This is a genomic window from Agrobacterium sp. GW821-FHT14E08 (genome assembly GCF_058803865.1).
The window spans coordinates 252,861-267,974 of the sequence record NZ_JBXAPJ010000005.1 but is presented as its reverse complement, the minus strand read 5'-3'; the positions used below and the strand labels follow the sequence as shown (position 1 = coordinate 267,974).

Here is a 15,114-nt window from a genome sequence, read left to right as displayed (position 1 = left end):
TGTAATCAGACGAAGCGCCAGACGGTGGTCCTTTTGACTTCACTGTCCTCAAGAGCCCGTGTCACCGGCACCTCATAGGTCGCCTCGGCGAAAAGGCGCTGTTTGGGTAGATAGGCGCGGCCCGGATCGCCGATGAGCACGCTCACGCCCTTCTCCGTCAGCTCCAGAAACCATGGCACGAGAAGATCGGCAAAAGCGCGGTCATAAAACACGTCGCCCGCCAGCAGAACATCTGCCTCAACCACCTTCCCAACCAGGTTGAGCCCGGTAAAATCGACAGCCACGCCATTAAGCGCTGCATTCAGCCGAATGGCCGTCTCCGTCCAGGGATCGATATCGGCCGCCAGAACCGCACTGGCACCCGCTTTTGCCGCAGCGATGGCGACGAGACCGGAGCCACTGGCAAAATCCAGCACGCGCTTGCCGCAAACACTTTCGGGATGGTCGAGAACATAACGGGCAAGCCCCTGCCCGCCCGCCCAGGCAAAGGCCCAGAAGGGCGGCGGAAGGCCAATCTCCTGCAACTCCTCCTCGGTCTTCAGCCACAGCTCATGGGCTTCCGTGGCAAGATGAAGGCGCAGTTCCGGCACATGCGGCGGATGCATGATGGCAGCGTTGTCGAGAATGAAGCGCTCGGGGTCGGTCCTCACCGGAGGATCAGTCCGGTGACTTTGGCGGATTGACGAGGCCACCCATACGGCAGACCTCGAGATATTCCTCTTCCGTCACCGGCTGCACGGAAAGCCGCATCGAGGTGACGAGAGACATCTTCTCCAGTTTCGGATTGGTCTTCACATCCTTCAGCGAAACCGGCTGCGGCATGTCACAAACCGCGCGGATATCCACGCAATCCCATTTCAGATCGCCTTCGGCGGTCGAATCCGGATGAGAAAGCGCACAGACTTCGACGATGCCGACAACATCCAGCCCCTCATTGGAATGGTAGAAGAAACCCTTGTCGCCGATTTTCATGGCGCGCATGTTGTTGCGGGCCTGATAATTGCGCACGCCGGTCCATTCTTCGCCGGCCTCACCCTTGGCCTTCTGCATCTCCCAAGACCATTTGAACGGCTCGGACTTGTAAAGCCAGTAATTCGCCATGACCCGTCACGCTCCCGGATTGTTGAAGACCCAATTATAGGGCTTCACATCCACGCTTTCGAACAGGCCAGCCTTGGCATAGGGATCGGCATCGGCGAGCGCCTTGGCCGCATCGATATCAGCCGCCTCCACGATGACGAGGCTGCCATTCGGCTTGCCTTCGGCATCCAGAAACGGACCGGCGATCTTCAGCGTGCCCTCGGCATTCAGCTTGTTCAGGTGTTCCAGATGCGCCGGGCGCGTTTCCATGCGCACATTCAGATGGCCGGGCTTGTCCTTGCAGATAAACGCAAACAGCATTCTCGTCTCCTCGTTAAAACATGTCCTCCAAAAGCGTCGGCGATTTGGAGCGAAGGCCCAACCTCATTCGGTGGTGATGGGCCGTGTCATCAATTGTTGCATGGCGCTTGCCACATCCAGATTGCCGTCGATAATGGCGGCCACCGCCTCGGTCACCGGCATGTCGACAGCATGATTTTCACCGAGCCGGGCGGCAACGGCTGCCGCAAAAGCGCCCTCCACCAGCCCGCCGGACATATCCTTGCCCTCACCCCTGCCGAGCGCGATGCCGAAACGCAGGTTTCGCGACTGGTGGCTGGTGGCGGTCAGAACCAGATCACCAAGGCCTGAAAGACCGCGCACCGTATCCGCCTTGCCGCCCATGGCGACGACCAGACGTGACATTTCGGCCAGCCCGCGCGAAATCAGCGCCGCCCGGGCGGAATCACCCAGCCCGGCGCCTTCGACAATCCCGGCGGCGATGGCGAGCACGTTCTTCAACGCGCCGCCAAGCTGCACGCCGATGCGGTCGGTCGAAGCATAGAGCCTGAAGGTTCTGCCGGAAATCGTGGTCGCCAGGCGCTCGGCAATCCCCGCATCTTCCGCCGCAATCGCCATGGCCGTCGGCAATCCGCGCGCAATATCGGCAGCGAACCCCGGACCAGAGAGAACGGCGATTGGATGATGCGGCAGTTCCGCTTCCAGAAGTTCCGTCAGCAGGCGCCCCGAGCTGCGGTCGATACCCTTGGCGCAGGTGACGATAATGCAATCATCAGCCAGATAGGGGCCATAATGACGTGCCGCATCCGCATGGGCCTGCGAGGGCATGGCGAACAACACGATGCCGGCACCGGCCAGCACCTCCGGCTCGACGGAAAATTCAAGCGCATAGGGCAGGTCGACACCCGGAAGAACGGCCTCGTGGATGCGATCCACCTTGAGATCGGCCATCAGGGACGCATCGCGGCCGAGCAGGGTCACGTCATGGCGGTTTTCCAGCGCGATGACGACGGCAAGCGCGGTTCCGAAGGCGCCAGCGCCGATAACGACGATTTTCTCCCGCTGCATCAGGCCTTGGCTCCCCTTTTGCCGAAACCGATCAATGCCTCCGCGCTGCCATCAAGAGGCCAGCGTGAGCGCGGCGGAATTTCCAGCGGGTCGGCTTGCCTGCCATCTGCCATCCGCTCCAGCCCGGCCCAGGCAATCATCGCAGCATTGTCGGTGCAGAGCCGGTGCGGCGGCGCAACGAAGCGGAAGCCGTGCGTGTCGCAAAGCGATTGCAGCGTCTGGCGGATTTCCTGATTGGCGGCGACGCCGCCGGCGACGACCAGAGCAGGCCTGGTTTCCAGATGCGGAAACTCCTGGCTGAAACGGGCAAGGCCGCGGCCGATGCGATCCTTGAGGGTGCGCGATACAGCCTTCTGGAAGGAGGCGCAGATATCGGCAATATCCTGCTCTGAAAGCGGTGCGATGGCCGTCGCAGCCTGCCGCACCGCCGTCTTCAGGCCGGAAAAGGAAAAATCGAGCCTTGCCTCACCCACCATCGGGCGCGGCAGCGCAAATCGGTCCGGATTGCCTTTCGCTGCTGCCTTTTCAACGGCAGGCCCACCGGGATAAGGCAGCCCCAGAAGCTTCGCCGTCTTGTCGAAGGCTTCCCCCAGCGCGTCATCGATGGTGGTGCCCCAGCGCTCATAGTCACCCACGCCGCGCACCAGCACGAGCTGCGTGTGGCCGCCTGAAACCAGCAGCATCAGATAGGGGAAAGAAAGGCCGTCGGTCAGGCGCGCCGTCAGCGCATGGCCTTCCAGATGGTTAATGGCGTAAAGAGGTTTGCCCGCAGCCTTCGCAATGGCCTTGCCCGTCATCAGACCCACAAGAAGACCGCCGATGAGACCGGGGCCGGATGTGGCCGCTATGGCGTCGACATCGACAAGGGTGACACCCGCCTGCTCCAGCGCTTCTTCCACCAGCGTATCCAGCGCTTCGACATGGGCGCGCGCAGCAATTTCCGGCACCACACCGCCATAGGCGCTGTGTTCCTCAAGCTGCGACAAAACGACGTCGGAGACGATCTCGCCGCGCCCGTCCGCATGCCGAACCACAATGGATGCAGCGGTTTCGTCACAGCTTGTCTCTATGCCGAGGATACGAAGAAAGGGGGTCATCAAATCTGTTCGTTCATTGCGATCATGCGCTGAGTTGGTCTAAGACAACTCCGGTAACAATGGATAGACGCGGATGCAAACAAAACCTTTCCGAATTGGCACGCGCGGCAGCCCTCTGGCGCTTGCACAGGCTTACGAGACCCGTAACCGGCTGATGTCGGCGCATGGTCTGCCGGAAGATATGTTCGAAGTCGTCGTGCTGTCCACCAAGGGTGATCGGATAACCGACCGGGCTTTGTCAGAGATCGGTGGCAAGGGGCTGTTTACGGAAGAACTGGAGAGCCAGCTTCTGTCCGGCGAACTCGATATTGCCGTGCATTCCTCCAAGGACATGCCAACCGTTCTGCCTCAAGGTCTGCATCTCTCCGCTTTCCTGCCGCGCGAAGACATGCGCGATGCCTTTATCGGCCGCACCGCACCGAAACTTCTGGAGCTACCGCAGGGTGCCGTGGTCGGCTCGGCATCCCTGCGCCGCCAGGCGCTGATCCGCCGCCTGCGGCCGGATCTGAGCGTCATCATCTTTCGCGGCCAGGTGGAAACCCGCCTGCGTAAACTCGAAGAAGGTCAGGCGGATGCCACGCTTCTCGCCTTTGCCGGCTTGAAGAGGCTGGGCATGGACAATGTCCCGACGGAAATCCTCGATCCGAAGGATTTCCCGCCAGCTCCCGCGCAGGGTGCGATCTGCGTCGAGAGCCGCGTCGGTGACACGCGCATGGACGTGTTGCTGTCATCCATCAACGACATGCCCACCTATGATGCGGTCACCTGCGAGCGCGCCTTTCTGGCAGCCCTCGATGGTTCCTGTCGCACCCCCATTGCGGGCTATGCCACGTGTGACAGTGAGGAGCTGCATTTTTCCGGCCTGATCCTCACCCCGGACGGACAGACGAGCCACAGCGTCGAGATTTCCGGAGCTCGCAAGGATGCCGAAGCTTTGGGTCGCAAGGCCGGCGAGGACGTGCGCGCCCGGGCCGGCAGCAACTTCTTCGATGGCTGGAGCTGAGCCGATGCGGATCGTCGTCACCCGGCCGCATCGTTCGGGCGAAAAGACGGCCGCAAAGCTTGAAGCCCTCGGCCACGAGCCGGTGCTTCTCCCGCTGTTTCATCCTGTCCACCACGGCCAGCGCGCCATCCCGGCATTGTCGGACCCGCTATCAGCCATTGCGGCCACCAGCGCCGAGGCCCTGCGATCGCTGGAGACCCTGCGCGACCGACTTGCACCCCATTGGTCAAAACCGCTCTTCGCCGTCGGCGAGGCGACGGCGGAAGCGGCAGAAACAATCGGCTTCACGAATATCTTCACCGCCTCGGGCGATGCGGTGGGTCTCGCCGGGCTCGTCGCGGAGCATCGCTCCCTTTTGAAGAACGAGGGCCCCCTGCTTTATCTCGCCGGTACGCCACGAGGCACCGTGTTCGAAGACGGCCTTGCTGCTGCCGGGATCCCATTCCGGGCAGTCGACTGTTACGAAATGCAGCTGTCAGATCTTTCGGACGATATGCTTGAAACGGCGCTTCTGAAGAGAACTGCCGATGTGGTGCTGCTTTATTCATCGGAAGCGGCAAAGGCATTTTTCCGTCACGCGTCGGCGGAAAAATATGTGGCGGCGCTGGGCTCTACACAATTCGTCTGCATCAGCCGCAATGTGCTTTCGCTGGTTCCGGAAATCTTTCGCGAGAATACAGCGGCGGCAGAAAGCGCGAACGAAGCGGCGATGTTTGAACTTCTTCCCGGTAAGTCGGGAACCTAATTCGGGCTCGCCCCTTTCCTTTGCCGCCGTCACTGACTAGGTTTAGACTATTGCAGGCAGAAATGAGGTTGTCATGGTATCGGGAAAGCCGCCACGCCACTCCAAGTCCAAAGCCGAACCGGTCACCATCGACCTGGACGCAAAAGACGTGAAAGCAATTTCCGCCGACGTGGACGCTGCCAAGACTGACGACCGGACCAGCGAGAAGGCCACAGCCGGAGAAGCCGGCGTTTCTGAACAAAAGCCTGCGGCAACCGCAGCGGCCAACCCTGCCCCGGTTTGGGACCAGCCACACAAGACCCCGATCGAGCCCGAACCGAACGTCCACAAGGCAGAGCCCGCAGCCGAACGGCCACAGGGGGAGAAGCCCACGGACAAGCAGACAGAAGCCGTTTCGACGACCCCTGTTCCGCCTAAAACCGATGCGAAGCCCACGACAGGCACCATCGGGGCGAGCGCCGCTTCCACCGCCGCAAGCGGCGCAAAGCCTGCGACTTCTGCTTCCACATCATCGGCCTCTGCCGCATCCGGAAGCGCGACTGCCAGCGCAAGACCCTCGACCAGCACCCCATCGTCGGGACCGGTCAGGCCCTCCACGCCGCAGCAACCCGAACGCAAACAGGCCGCAACCTCCGGCCTCATCGCGGCCGGTATCGTTGGCGGCCTCGTGGCGCTCGCCGCTGCCGGCAGCATGCAATATGCCGGCATCCTGCCGTCCTTTAGTGCCGGCAGAACCGGAAGCGATGAGATCGCCGCACTGAAAACCGATCTCGGTAGCCTGCGTCAACAGCTCGCCAATGTTCCGACCAGCAGCGGAGATACTTCGGCGCTGGAACAACGCATCGCTAGCCTCGAGAACGCAAAGGGCGAGGCGCCGCAGGTAGATGCACTTTCGGAAAAAATAGCAGCACTGGAATCCACGCTCCAGTCGGAGCGATCCACGCAGGCTTCAGCGACGGCGGATTTGACGCGTCGACTGACCGATGCGGAAGCGAAGATCAACGAACCGCGCGACGATATCGAAGTCGCCCGCGCCATAGCATCGGCCGCTCTGAAGGCCGCGATTGATCGCGGTGGACCGTTCCTGACCGAACTCGATACGCTCTCCAAGGTGATCCCTGATGATCCCGCCATCGCATCGCTGCAATCCTTTGCCGCAACCGGTGTGCCATCGCGTTCGGAATTGATGCAGAAGTTTCCGGACGTTGCCAATTCCATGCTGTCCGCGATCAATCAGCCCGATCCCAACCAAGGCATCGTTGAGCGCCTGACGGAAAGCGCCTTTTCGCTGGTGAAGGTGCGCCCGGTTGGAAATATCGAAGGCGAGACACCCGACGCCATGATCGCGCGCATGGAGAACAAGCTACGCAACGGCGATCTTCAGGGAGCGGCGCTCGAATGGAATGGACTTCCCGAGGTCGCCAGGACGGCATCCGCCGATTATAAAAAATCTCTGGATGCACGGATCGAGGTTGAAAACCTGGTGGGTGGCACCTTGACCCGCGCCATCACCAGCACCGGTAAGCAGGGGTGAGGGCATGACCAGAATTCTGACTTTCGCCCTTATCGTTCTGGCGCTCGGCTTCGGTTTCTCGTGGCTGGCGGATAGGCCCGGCGTGCTTTCCATCGTCTGGCAGGGCCAGCTGATCGAAATGAGCCTGATGGTCGCCGCCTCGATCATCGCGGCGCTGGTTGCGGCCGTCATGCTGGTCTGGTGGATCGTCAACGCCATATGGACGTCGCCGAACGCCGCCCGGCGTTATTTTCGCGCCCGCAAGCGCGACCGTGGTTATCAGGCGCTATCCACCGGCCTCATCGCCGCCGGCGCCGGCAATGCCATCCTCGCCCGCAAGATGACGGCCCGCACTCAAGGGTTGCTCAGCGCCGACCAGGAGCCGCTTATCCACCTGCTCGATGCACAGGCTGACCTCATTGAAGGCAAATATGACGAGGCGCGACGCAAATTCGAAGCGATGGCCCGCGATCCCGAGACCCGGGAGCTTGGTCTGCGGGGCCTCTATATCGAGGCCCGCCGTCAGGGGGCCTATGAGGCCGCCCAGCAATATGCCGAGGACGCGGCGGAAAAGGCCCCTTACCTGCCATGGGCAGCGCAGGCGACGCTGGAAAACCGCTGCCGCAATGGACAATGGGACGATGCGATCCGCCTGCTCGACCAGCAGAAGGCGGCAGGCGTCATCGAACGCGGTGAGGCGGAACGCCTGAAAGCCGTGCTTCTCACTGCGAAGGCCGGTGAAAAACTGGAAAGCGATCCGGTGGGCGCACGCGAGGATGCCAAACACGCCCTCAAGCTCGCGAAAAGCCTTGTGCCTGCAGCATTGATCGCCGCAAAATCCTATCTGCGCGAAGACAATCTGCGCAAGGCAGCAACGGTTCTGGAGCCGGTCTGGAGGATCGATCCGCACCCGCAGATCGCCGAGCTTTACGTGCGGGCGCGCAGCGGCGATACAGCCATTGACCGCCTGAAACGCGCAGAACGGCTTGAAAGCCTGAAGCCCAACAACATCGAATCCCTCTTCGCCGTGGCGCAGGCCGCACTCGACGCCAAGGAATTTGCCAAGGCGCGAGCCAAGGCAGAGGCCGCCGCCCGCATCGAGCCGCGCGAAAGCATCTTCCTGCTGATGGCCGATATCGAGGAGGCTGAAACCGGCGATCAGGGCCGGGTGCGCTACTGGATGGCGCAGGCCTTGCGCGCGCCGCGTGATCCGGCCTGGGTGGCTGACGGCATCGCCTCGGAAAAATGGCTGCCCGTTTCGCCCGTTACCGGCCGTCTCGACGCCTTCGAATGGAAAGCACCTTTCGGCCAGCTCGAAGGCCCCGTCGAAGATTTGACGATCGAAAATGCGATTGCTGCAGCACCGGCCCGCGCCGAACCCGCTCCCGCAACCATCATTGTCGAAAAGGCCCCCGAGCCTGTTCTCGAGCCGAAGCCCGCTCCACCGGCTGTGCCGATCGAGGTCAAACCAGTCGTATCGGCTCCCAAGGAAAAAGAACCGGCGACAATTGAAGCACCGGCGGAAGCGGACATGGCCGACGCGAAGGCCGAAGCGGTACCCTTTTTCGGCGGCGCGCCGGATGATCCGGGCGTCAAGAAACCCGGCGTGGAAGCCGAACCCAAGACCCGGCTCAAACTCTTCTGACGAACAGGCTATCGATGTTCAACCAAATACAGTCGTTTATTCAGAACCTCGTCGGCCAGCACACGGATGAATTCGGTCCTGATGATCTGAGGGTGGCAGTTGCCGCCCTCTGTTTTCAGGTGATGGAAGCAGACGGCACAGTCTCGAAAAGCGAGCGTGACCGTCTTCGCGAAATCCTCCAGGATTATTATCATCTCGACGCCGGCAAGCTGGACGCGCTTCTCACCGCAGGCCAGGAGGCCGGCAAGGAAGCCGTCGATTATTATCGTTTCACCACCGATATCCGCCGCCATCTCGATGAAGATCAGCGCGTGGAGCTTATTGGCATACTCTGGGATATTGTTTACGCTGACGGCGAACGAAGCGAAATGGAAGACCATGTGATCTGGCGTGTCGCCGATCTGCTTGGCGTTTCAGTTCGCGACAGGGTTCTGCAACGTCAGCAGGCCGCCACGAGGTCCGGGCCCGCTGAAGAAAGCGAAAACAAAGACGATGCTGTTTGACCCCTCCAGGCAACAGAGCAGACAACCTTCCCTGCTCGTGGTCCTGCATCAGGAACGTTCCACGCCCGGCCGCGTTGGCCAGATGCTGGTGGAAAAAGGCTATCGTCTGGATATAAGACGCCCCGCGCTCGGCGATGACCTGCCGCAAACGCTGGAAAAACATGCGGGCGCCATCATCTTCGGCGGCCCGATGAGCGCCAATGACCCGCATGATTACGTCAAGACCGAAATCGACTGGCTGAAGGTACCGTTGAAGGAAAACAAGCCCTTTCTCGGCATCTGTCTTGGCGCGCAGATGCTGTCCAAACATCTGGGCGGAAAGGTCGAGGCCGACAGGGAAGGCAAGGTGGAGATCGGCTGGTATCCGCTTCACGCCACCGAACACGGACGGCTCCTGATGCCGCATTGGCCGAAGATGGTCTATCATTTTCACCGCGAGGGTTTCGAACTTCCCCGGGGAGCCGAGCTTCTGGCGTCAGGCGAGACCTATCCCAATCAGGCTTATCGATACGGAAAAAATGCCTGGGGCCTGCAGTTTCACGCCGAATTGACGCGCGCCATGATGCATAGCTGGGTGGTGCGCGGCGCACAGCGTTTCGGCATGCCCAATGCGCAGGTCGGCAGCCAGCATCTGGAGGGCCGTATGTTGTTCGACACGCCGCTCCGGTCATGGCTCGGCAATTTCCTTGATCTGGTTTTTGAAGGCAAGGCGCAGCGCTGAAGCAATCCGCCGTCAGTGCGGCGCATCCAGATTGTCGATCCTGCGCAGCTTTGAAAAGCCGAGCGCCCAGATAACCGCGACAGCAAGCGTGCCCGCTCCGCCGATGACGACGGCCGGCACCGCACCGACCACATGGGCCATGGTGCCGGCGCGGAATTCCCCCAGCTCGTTGGAAGCGCCGACAAACACCATGTTCACCGCATTCACGCGCCCGCGCACCTCATCCGGCGTCCAGAGCGCGATCAACGTCTCCCGCACATAAACGGACACCATGTCCGATGCGCCCATGACCACCAATGCGGCAATGGACACCCACGCCGTTTCGGAAAGCCCGAATACCACGGTGGAAATACCGAAGAGGCCGACGCCAACGAACATCAGGAGACCCGCGTGGTGGCGGATGGGCCTGAACGCCAGAATAACCGCAACGGTGATGGCACCGATACCGGGAGCTGCGCGCAGAAGCCCAAGGCCCCATGGGCCCAGCGTCAACACTTCCTTGGCGAAAATCGGCATCAGGGCGACAGCGCCGCCGAGCAGGACGGCAAAGAGATCGAGCGAAATTGCGCCGAGAACCACTTTCTCCTGCGAGATGAATTTGAACCCGGCCAGCATTGTCTCAAGGCTGATGGCTTTCGCCGGACCGCGCTGTTCCGGTTTACGGATTGTCACGGCCAGCGCCGCCGACACGATGAAGAGTACGAATGCGACGCTATAGGCGACGGAAGCGCCAGCACCATAAAGCAGGCCGCCGGCGACGGGGCCAAGAATGGACGCCATCTGCCAGGAGGAAGAATTCCAGGCTATGGCGTTCGGCAAATCCTCGACGGGTATGAGATTGGGCGCCAGCGACTGAACCGCAGGCCCCATGAAGGCACGCTCGATCCCGAACACGACGAGAATTGCGAAGACCGGCCAGGGAGAAAAACTGTGCGTCACCGTCAAGCCAAGCAGGGCCGCGGCGCAACCGGCCGCGATCACAAGACATATGGCCATGATGCGCCGGCGATTGTGCCTGTCGGCGACAGTTCCGGTGACGAGTATCAAAAGCAGCGACGGCAGAAACTGGAAGAGACCGATCAGACCAAGATAAAAGGCATTGCCGGTGACCTCATACATCTGCCAGCCAACGGAAACGCTGACGATCTGGATGGCGAAGGCCGAAAAAAACCGGGCGCTGAAAAAACGACGATAGGAACTGTGCCGGAATGCACCGAAGCGGTTTTCGGCAGAAGGCAGGGACATCGGCTGGGCGCTCTCGAGACAATATGAGAAGTTTGCAATAGATCGATATCACGGGAAGCGCCAGCCCTTCCGTTCAGGGGGATGACGAAAAATATGATCGGTTTTCGTCTGAAATCCCGCTGCAAATCCCTGAACCGGATTATGGTGATCGACGGTCGGTCCGACCAAAGATCATTACGATCTGGCGCAACACTTGCCGGTTCACGGTTCAATGTCTAAATGTCTAGCAACCAAGATACGGAGATATTGATGCTTGCCCTGTTTCAGACCATCGATCTGGCCTTGAACCTCTATACGTGGGTGCTGATTGCCAGCGCTATTTTTTCTTGGCTTTACGCCTTCAACGTCATCAATTCCCGCAACCAGTTCGTGAACGCCATCGGGAGTTTCCTGGTCAACGTCACGGAACCGGCCCTGCGCCCCATTCGCCGCATTCTGCCCAATCTCGGCGGTATCGACATTTCGCCGATCATCCTGCTGCTGATCATCTTCTTCATCCGCTCCTTCATGTGGAACACGCTCTATCCGATGACCGTTTGAGCGGCCCCTGGCAAAAGCACCATGATCATGTCCGCCTGCCTGTTCGCCTCACACCGAATGGCGGGCGGGATGCGATTGACGGCGTGGAACAGGATGCGGACGGAAACACGCATCTGAAGATACGCGTCAGCGCCGTGCCCGAAGGCGGCAAGGCAAACAAGGCCCTCATTGTTTTGCTGGCGAAAAAGCTGGGCCTGCCCAAATCTTCCATCACTTTCATTTCAGGCGAAACGGCGCGCAAAAAAATCCTCCGGATCGATACCGACCCGGAGGATTTCGAAAAGCTTTTTAAAAATCTGTAAGCATCGACCCGATGCTTACACAAAGCCCAGGGCTGATCAGCCCTGCGCCTTGTAGCGCTCGATGGCTTCAACGATCAGCTTCTTGGCAACGTCGACGTCCTGCCAGCCGCCCATCTTCACCCATTTGCCGGGCTCCAGATCCTTGTAGTGCTCGAAGAAGTGCTCGATCTGCTTCAGCGTGATTTCCGGCAGGTCGGTGTAGTTGTGGACCTTATCGTAGCGGCGCGTCAGCTTCGGAACCGGCACGGCCAGAATCTTCTCATCCTTGCCGCCATCATCTTCCATGATCATGACGCCGATGGGGCGAACGTTGATCACGCAGCCCGGAACCAGCGGGCGGGTGTTGCAGATGAGAACGTCGATCGGGTCGCCATCGTCAGACAGCGTATGCGGCACGAAACCATAGTTACCCGGATAGGTCATCGGCGTGTAGAGGAAGCGATCGACGACCAGCGCACCCGCATCCTTGTCCATCTCGTACTTGATCGGATGGCCACCGACCGGCACTTCAACGATGACATTCACGTCATCCGGCGGATTCTTGCCTACGGAAATTGCATCGATACGCATTCGCTTCCCTCAATTCGACGGGTTGGATTTGGTTTTCGATACTGGGAAAGTCGCCGCATTGCAACATGGCTTTGGGCGGATAAGGCAGAATGCGGGATTTGAGGGTATCGCTATTGCGCATGGCAAAGGCGGAAAGATCAAACGGGCTTAAAATCCACCCGCAATTTTTATCAGTTCCAGACGAAACCGACTTTGCGCAGTGATTTGCCGCCGAAGTCTTCCATGCCTTCTGCAATATCGCGGCCGCCATGCGAGCGGAAAAAACGATTGGCGACATCGCTGTCTTCGAGGCACCAGACAACGATACCGTTGCAGCCGAGCGACGTCAGCAGCCTGCGCGCCTCCGTGAACAACAGGGATCCAAGCCCGATGCCCTGATATTCCGGGCGCAGATAAAGTTCGTAAATCTCGCCATCATGCGGCAGCCCGCGCGCCCGGCTGAGGCCCAGCGTCGCATATCCGGCAACCACACCGGCCACTTCCACCACCAGCATGGTGGCGGATCCTTTGGTCGCCTTCTTCCACCAGATTTCGCCGCGGCGCTCCAGCATCTGCGTCAACGGCCTGTGCGGGATTAGCCCGGCATAGGCCTGTTGCCACGACAGACGGTGCGCCTCGGAGATGGCGCGCGCATCATGCGGTTCAGCACGGCGAACATCGATGGATAACGTTTTCATAACGCGATTCTGGCCCCGGCCACGGAAACTTACCAGTCATAAAGGTTAACGCCGGCAAGCTTACCCACAGCCTATTCATGTGGACGACCGACAAAAATTAACGCATCCTTAACCTTTGGCACAAGCACCTTTCGACTCATGTACACATAAAAACGAACGCATAAAAAAACCCGGCTCGAGGCCGGGTTTTTTCGAATTCATAACGACAAGCCGCAATCAGACAGCGAGCTTGGCCTTTTCGAAACGCTTGCGATCGTTGGCGTCCAGGAACATCTTGCGCAGACGGATGGACTTCGGCGTCACTTCCATCAGCTCGTCGTCCTGAATCCAGGAAAGCGCGCGATCAAGCGTCATGCGGATCGGCGGCGTCAGCTTCACGGCTTCGTCCTTGCCGGCAGCGCGGATGTTGGTTAGCTGCTTGCCCTTCAGCACGTTCACTTCGAGATCGTTATCGCGAGAGTGAATACCGATGATCATGCCGGCATAGACCTTTTCACCCGGCTCGATGATCATCGGGCCGCGATCTTCCAGGTTGAACATGGCATAAGCCACAGCTTCGCCCGAACCGTTCGACAAGAGAACGCCGTTCACGCGGCCGGCAATCTGGCCCTTGAAGGGCTGATAGTCGTGGAACAGACGGTTCATGATCGCCGTGCCGCGGGTGTCGGTCAAAAGCTCCGACTGGTAGCCGATCAGGCCACGGGTCGGTGCATAGAACTTCAGACGAACGCGATTGCCGCCGGAAGGACGAAGCTCGGCCATTTCAGCCTTGCGCTCGGACATCTTCTGAACGACGACGCCGGAATGCTCTTCGTCAACGTCGATCACGACTTCTTCGATCGGCTCCAGCAGGGTGCCGTTCTCATCCTTGTGCATCACGACGCGCGGACGCGAAACGGCAAGCTCGAAGCCTTCGCGACGCATGGTTTCGATCAGAACCGCCAGCTGCAATTCGCCACGGCCGGAAACGAAGAACGAATCCTTGCCTTCGGCTTCTTCGATCTTCAGCGCAACGTTGCCTTCGGCTTCCTTGAACAGACGGTCACGGATAACGCGGCTCGTGACCTTGTCGCCTTCGGTGCCAGCCAGCGGGCTGTCGTTGACGATGAACGACATGGTAACGGTCGGCGGGTCGATCGGCTGCGCGGTCATCGCCTCGGTGACGGAGGGGTCACAGAAGGTGTCGGCAACAGTACCCTTGGAGAGGCCTGCAATGGCGACGATGTCGCCGGCATGGGCTTCTTCGATTGACGTGCGCTCAATGCCGCGGAATGCGAGGATCTTCGAGATACGGCCGTTTTCAATAACCTTGCCGTCCTGGCCGAGAACCTTCACCGCCTGGTTCGGCTTGATGGAACCGGAAGCGATGCGGCCGGTGATGATGCGGCCGAGGAAGTTGTTGGCTTCAAGGATGGTGCCGATCAGGCGGAACGGACCTTCTTCAACCTTGGGCTCCGGAACATGTTCGAGAACCAGATCGAGCAGCGGCGCAAGACCCTGATCCTTCGGGCCTTCCGGGTTAACGTTCATCCAGCCGTCACGGCCGGAACCGTAGAGGATCGGGAAATCGAGCTGCTCGTCGGTGGCGTCGAGGTTTGCGAAGAGGTCGAAGACTTCGTTGATGACTTCTTCGTGGCGGCCATCCGGACGGTCGATCTTGTTGATCGCGACGATCGGGCGAAGACCGACCTTCAGCGCCTTGCTGACCACGAACTTGGTCTGCGGCATCGGGCCTTCCGAGCTATCGACCAGAACGATCGCACCGTCCACCATCGACAGGATACGCTCGACTTCGCCGCCGAAGTCGGCGTGGCCGGGGGTGTCGACGATGTTGATGCGGACACCCTTCCACTCCACCGAGGTCGCCTTGGCGAGAATGGTGATGCCACGTTCCTTTTCGAGATCGTTGCTATCCATCACGCGCTCGGCGACACGCTGGTTGTCGCGGAACGAGCCGGACTGCTTCAGAAGCTCGTCCACGAGCGTCGTTTTTCCATGGTCAACGTGCGCGATGATCGCGATGTTGCGAAGTGCCATTGTTCAAAATCTCTGAGGTTGGGCGCCACTATCGTGAGATGCGCCAATTTAGTTTGGCGCGCTCATAA

General features: G+C 60.1%; 17 protein-coding genes. 8 read left to right on the top strand and 9 right to left on the bottom strand.

Annotated features, from left to right (window positions below; genetic code table 11):
* Positions 1-5 precede the first annotated feature (5 nt).
* From AC1ROR_RS19365 to tsaD, 5 genes are all read right to left on the bottom strand, one after another.
* Positions 6-650 (bottom strand): class I SAM-dependent methyltransferase, encoded by a 645-nt coding sequence (locus tag AC1ROR_RS19365; RefSeq protein ID WP_498590398.1) that lies wholly within the window; start codon positions 648-650, stop codon positions 6-8.
* 7 nt (positions 651-657) lie between these two features.
* Positions 658-1,101 carry an EVE domain-containing protein gene (locus AC1ROR_RS19360; RefSeq protein WP_498590397.1) on the bottom strand — a complete coding sequence of 148 codons (444 nt, stop codon included), beginning with the start codon at positions 1,099-1,101 and terminating at the stop codon, positions 658-660.
* Between the two features lie 6 nt (positions 1,102-1,107).
* Positions 1,108-1,401 (bottom strand): YciI-like protein, encoded by a 294-nt coding sequence (locus AC1ROR_RS19355; RefSeq protein ID WP_052818748.1) that lies wholly within the window; start codon positions 1,399-1,401, stop codon positions 1,108-1,110.
* Between the two features lie 63 nt (positions 1,402-1,464).
* Entirely contained in the window at positions 1,465-2,448 is a 984-nt protein-coding gene (locus tag AC1ROR_RS19350; protein ID WP_080836117.1) for an NAD(P)H-dependent glycerol-3-phosphate dehydrogenase, read from the bottom strand.
* Positions 2,448-3,545, bottom strand: a complete 1,098-nt coding sequence (gene tsaD / locus AC1ROR_RS19345; RefSeq protein WP_498590396.1) for a tRNA (adenosine(37)-N6)-threonylcarbamoyltransferase complex transferase subunit TsaD — start codon at positions 3,543-3,545, stop codon at positions 2,448-2,450. The genes AC1ROR_RS19350 and tsaD overlap by 1 nt, the downstream gene beginning before the upstream one ends.
* Before the next feature lie 73 nt (positions 3,546-3,618).
* On the opposite strand from tsaD, the gene hemC reads away from it, so the two are divergent.
* The 6 genes from hemC (at position 3,619) to AC1ROR_RS19315 (ending at position 9,675) form a co-directional block, all read left to right on the top strand.
* Positions 3,619-4,548, top strand: coding sequence for a hydroxymethylbilane synthase (gene hemC / locus AC1ROR_RS19340; protein WP_035221665.1), 930 nt, complete (start codon positions 3,619-3,621; stop codon positions 4,546-4,548).
* A gap of 4 nt (positions 4,549-4,552) precedes the next feature.
* Positions 4,553-5,293, top strand: coding sequence for a uroporphyrinogen-III synthase (locus tag AC1ROR_RS19335; RefSeq protein WP_035221666.1), 741 nt, complete (start codon positions 4,553-4,555; stop codon positions 5,291-5,293).
* Positions 5,294-5,366: 73 nt separating this feature from the next.
* Positions 5,367-6,827: a COG4223 family protein gene (locus tag AC1ROR_RS19330; protein ID WP_498590395.1), complete on the top strand. Its 1,461-nt coding sequence runs from the start codon at positions 5,367-5,369 to the stop codon at positions 6,825-6,827.
* 4 nt (positions 6,828-6,831) lie between these two features.
* Positions 6,832-8,451: a heme biosynthesis protein HemY gene (locus AC1ROR_RS19325; RefSeq protein WP_498590394.1), complete on the top strand. Its 1,620-nt coding sequence runs from the start codon at positions 6,832-6,834 to the stop codon at positions 8,449-8,451.
* 14 nt (positions 8,452-8,465) lie between these two features.
* Positions 8,466-8,954: a tellurite resistance TerB family protein gene (locus tag AC1ROR_RS19320; RefSeq protein ID WP_142174269.1), complete on the top strand. Its 489-nt coding sequence runs from the start codon at positions 8,466-8,468 to the stop codon at positions 8,952-8,954.
* On the top strand, positions 8,944-9,675 hold the full coding sequence (locus tag AC1ROR_RS19315; RefSeq protein ID WP_498590393.1) for a glutamine amidotransferase: 732 nt from the start codon (positions 8,944-8,946) through the stop codon (positions 9,673-9,675). Before AC1ROR_RS19320 ends, AC1ROR_RS19315 begins: the two co-directional genes overlap by 11 nt.
* Before the next feature lie 12 nt (positions 9,676-9,687).
* Here AC1ROR_RS19315 and AC1ROR_RS19310 read toward each other — a convergent pair whose 3' ends face one another.
* Positions 9,688-10,920 carry an MFS transporter gene (locus AC1ROR_RS19310; protein WP_498590392.1) on the bottom strand — a complete coding sequence of 411 codons (1,233 nt, stop codon included), beginning with the start codon at positions 10,918-10,920 and terminating at the stop codon, positions 9,688-9,690.
* 249 nt (positions 10,921-11,169) lie between these two features.
* Here AC1ROR_RS19310 and AC1ROR_RS19305 point away from each other — a divergent pair, with 249 nt between their 5' ends.
* Together AC1ROR_RS19305 and AC1ROR_RS19300 are read left to right on the top strand one after the other, a co-directional pair.
* On the top strand, positions 11,170-11,460 hold the full coding sequence (locus AC1ROR_RS19305) for a YggT family protein (protein ID WP_003492418.1): 291 nt from the start codon (positions 11,170-11,172) through the stop codon (positions 11,458-11,460).
* Positions 11,457-11,762, top strand: a complete 306-nt coding sequence (locus AC1ROR_RS19300; RefSeq protein WP_498590391.1) for a DUF167 domain-containing protein — start codon at positions 11,457-11,459, stop codon at positions 11,760-11,762. The genes AC1ROR_RS19305 and AC1ROR_RS19300 overlap by 4 nt, the downstream gene beginning before the upstream one ends.
* A gap of 36 nt (positions 11,763-11,798) precedes the next feature.
* Here AC1ROR_RS19300 and ppa read toward each other — a convergent pair whose 3' ends face one another.
* The 3 genes from ppa to typA all read right to left on the bottom strand — a co-directional run bounded on the left by ppa (position 11,799) and on the right by typA (position 15,046).
* Positions 11,799-12,332, bottom strand: coding sequence for an inorganic diphosphatase (ppa, locus tag AC1ROR_RS19295; RefSeq protein WP_035221677.1), 534 nt, complete (start codon positions 12,330-12,332; stop codon positions 11,799-11,801).
* A 170-nt stretch (positions 12,333-12,502) separates the two neighbouring features.
* The gene (locus tag AC1ROR_RS19290) at positions 12,503-13,009 is read right to left on the bottom strand and encodes a GNAT family N-acetyltransferase (protein WP_006698245.1); all 507 of its coding nucleotides are present in this window, start codon (positions 13,007-13,009) and stop codon (positions 12,503-12,505) included.
* A 216-nt stretch (positions 13,010-13,225) separates the two neighbouring features.
* Complete coding sequence (gene typA, locus AC1ROR_RS19285) at positions 13,226-15,046, bottom strand: translational GTPase TypA (protein WP_003523483.1); 1,821 nt, start codon at positions 15,044-15,046, stop codon at positions 13,226-13,228.
* Positions 15,047-15,114: the final 68 nt, after the last annotated feature.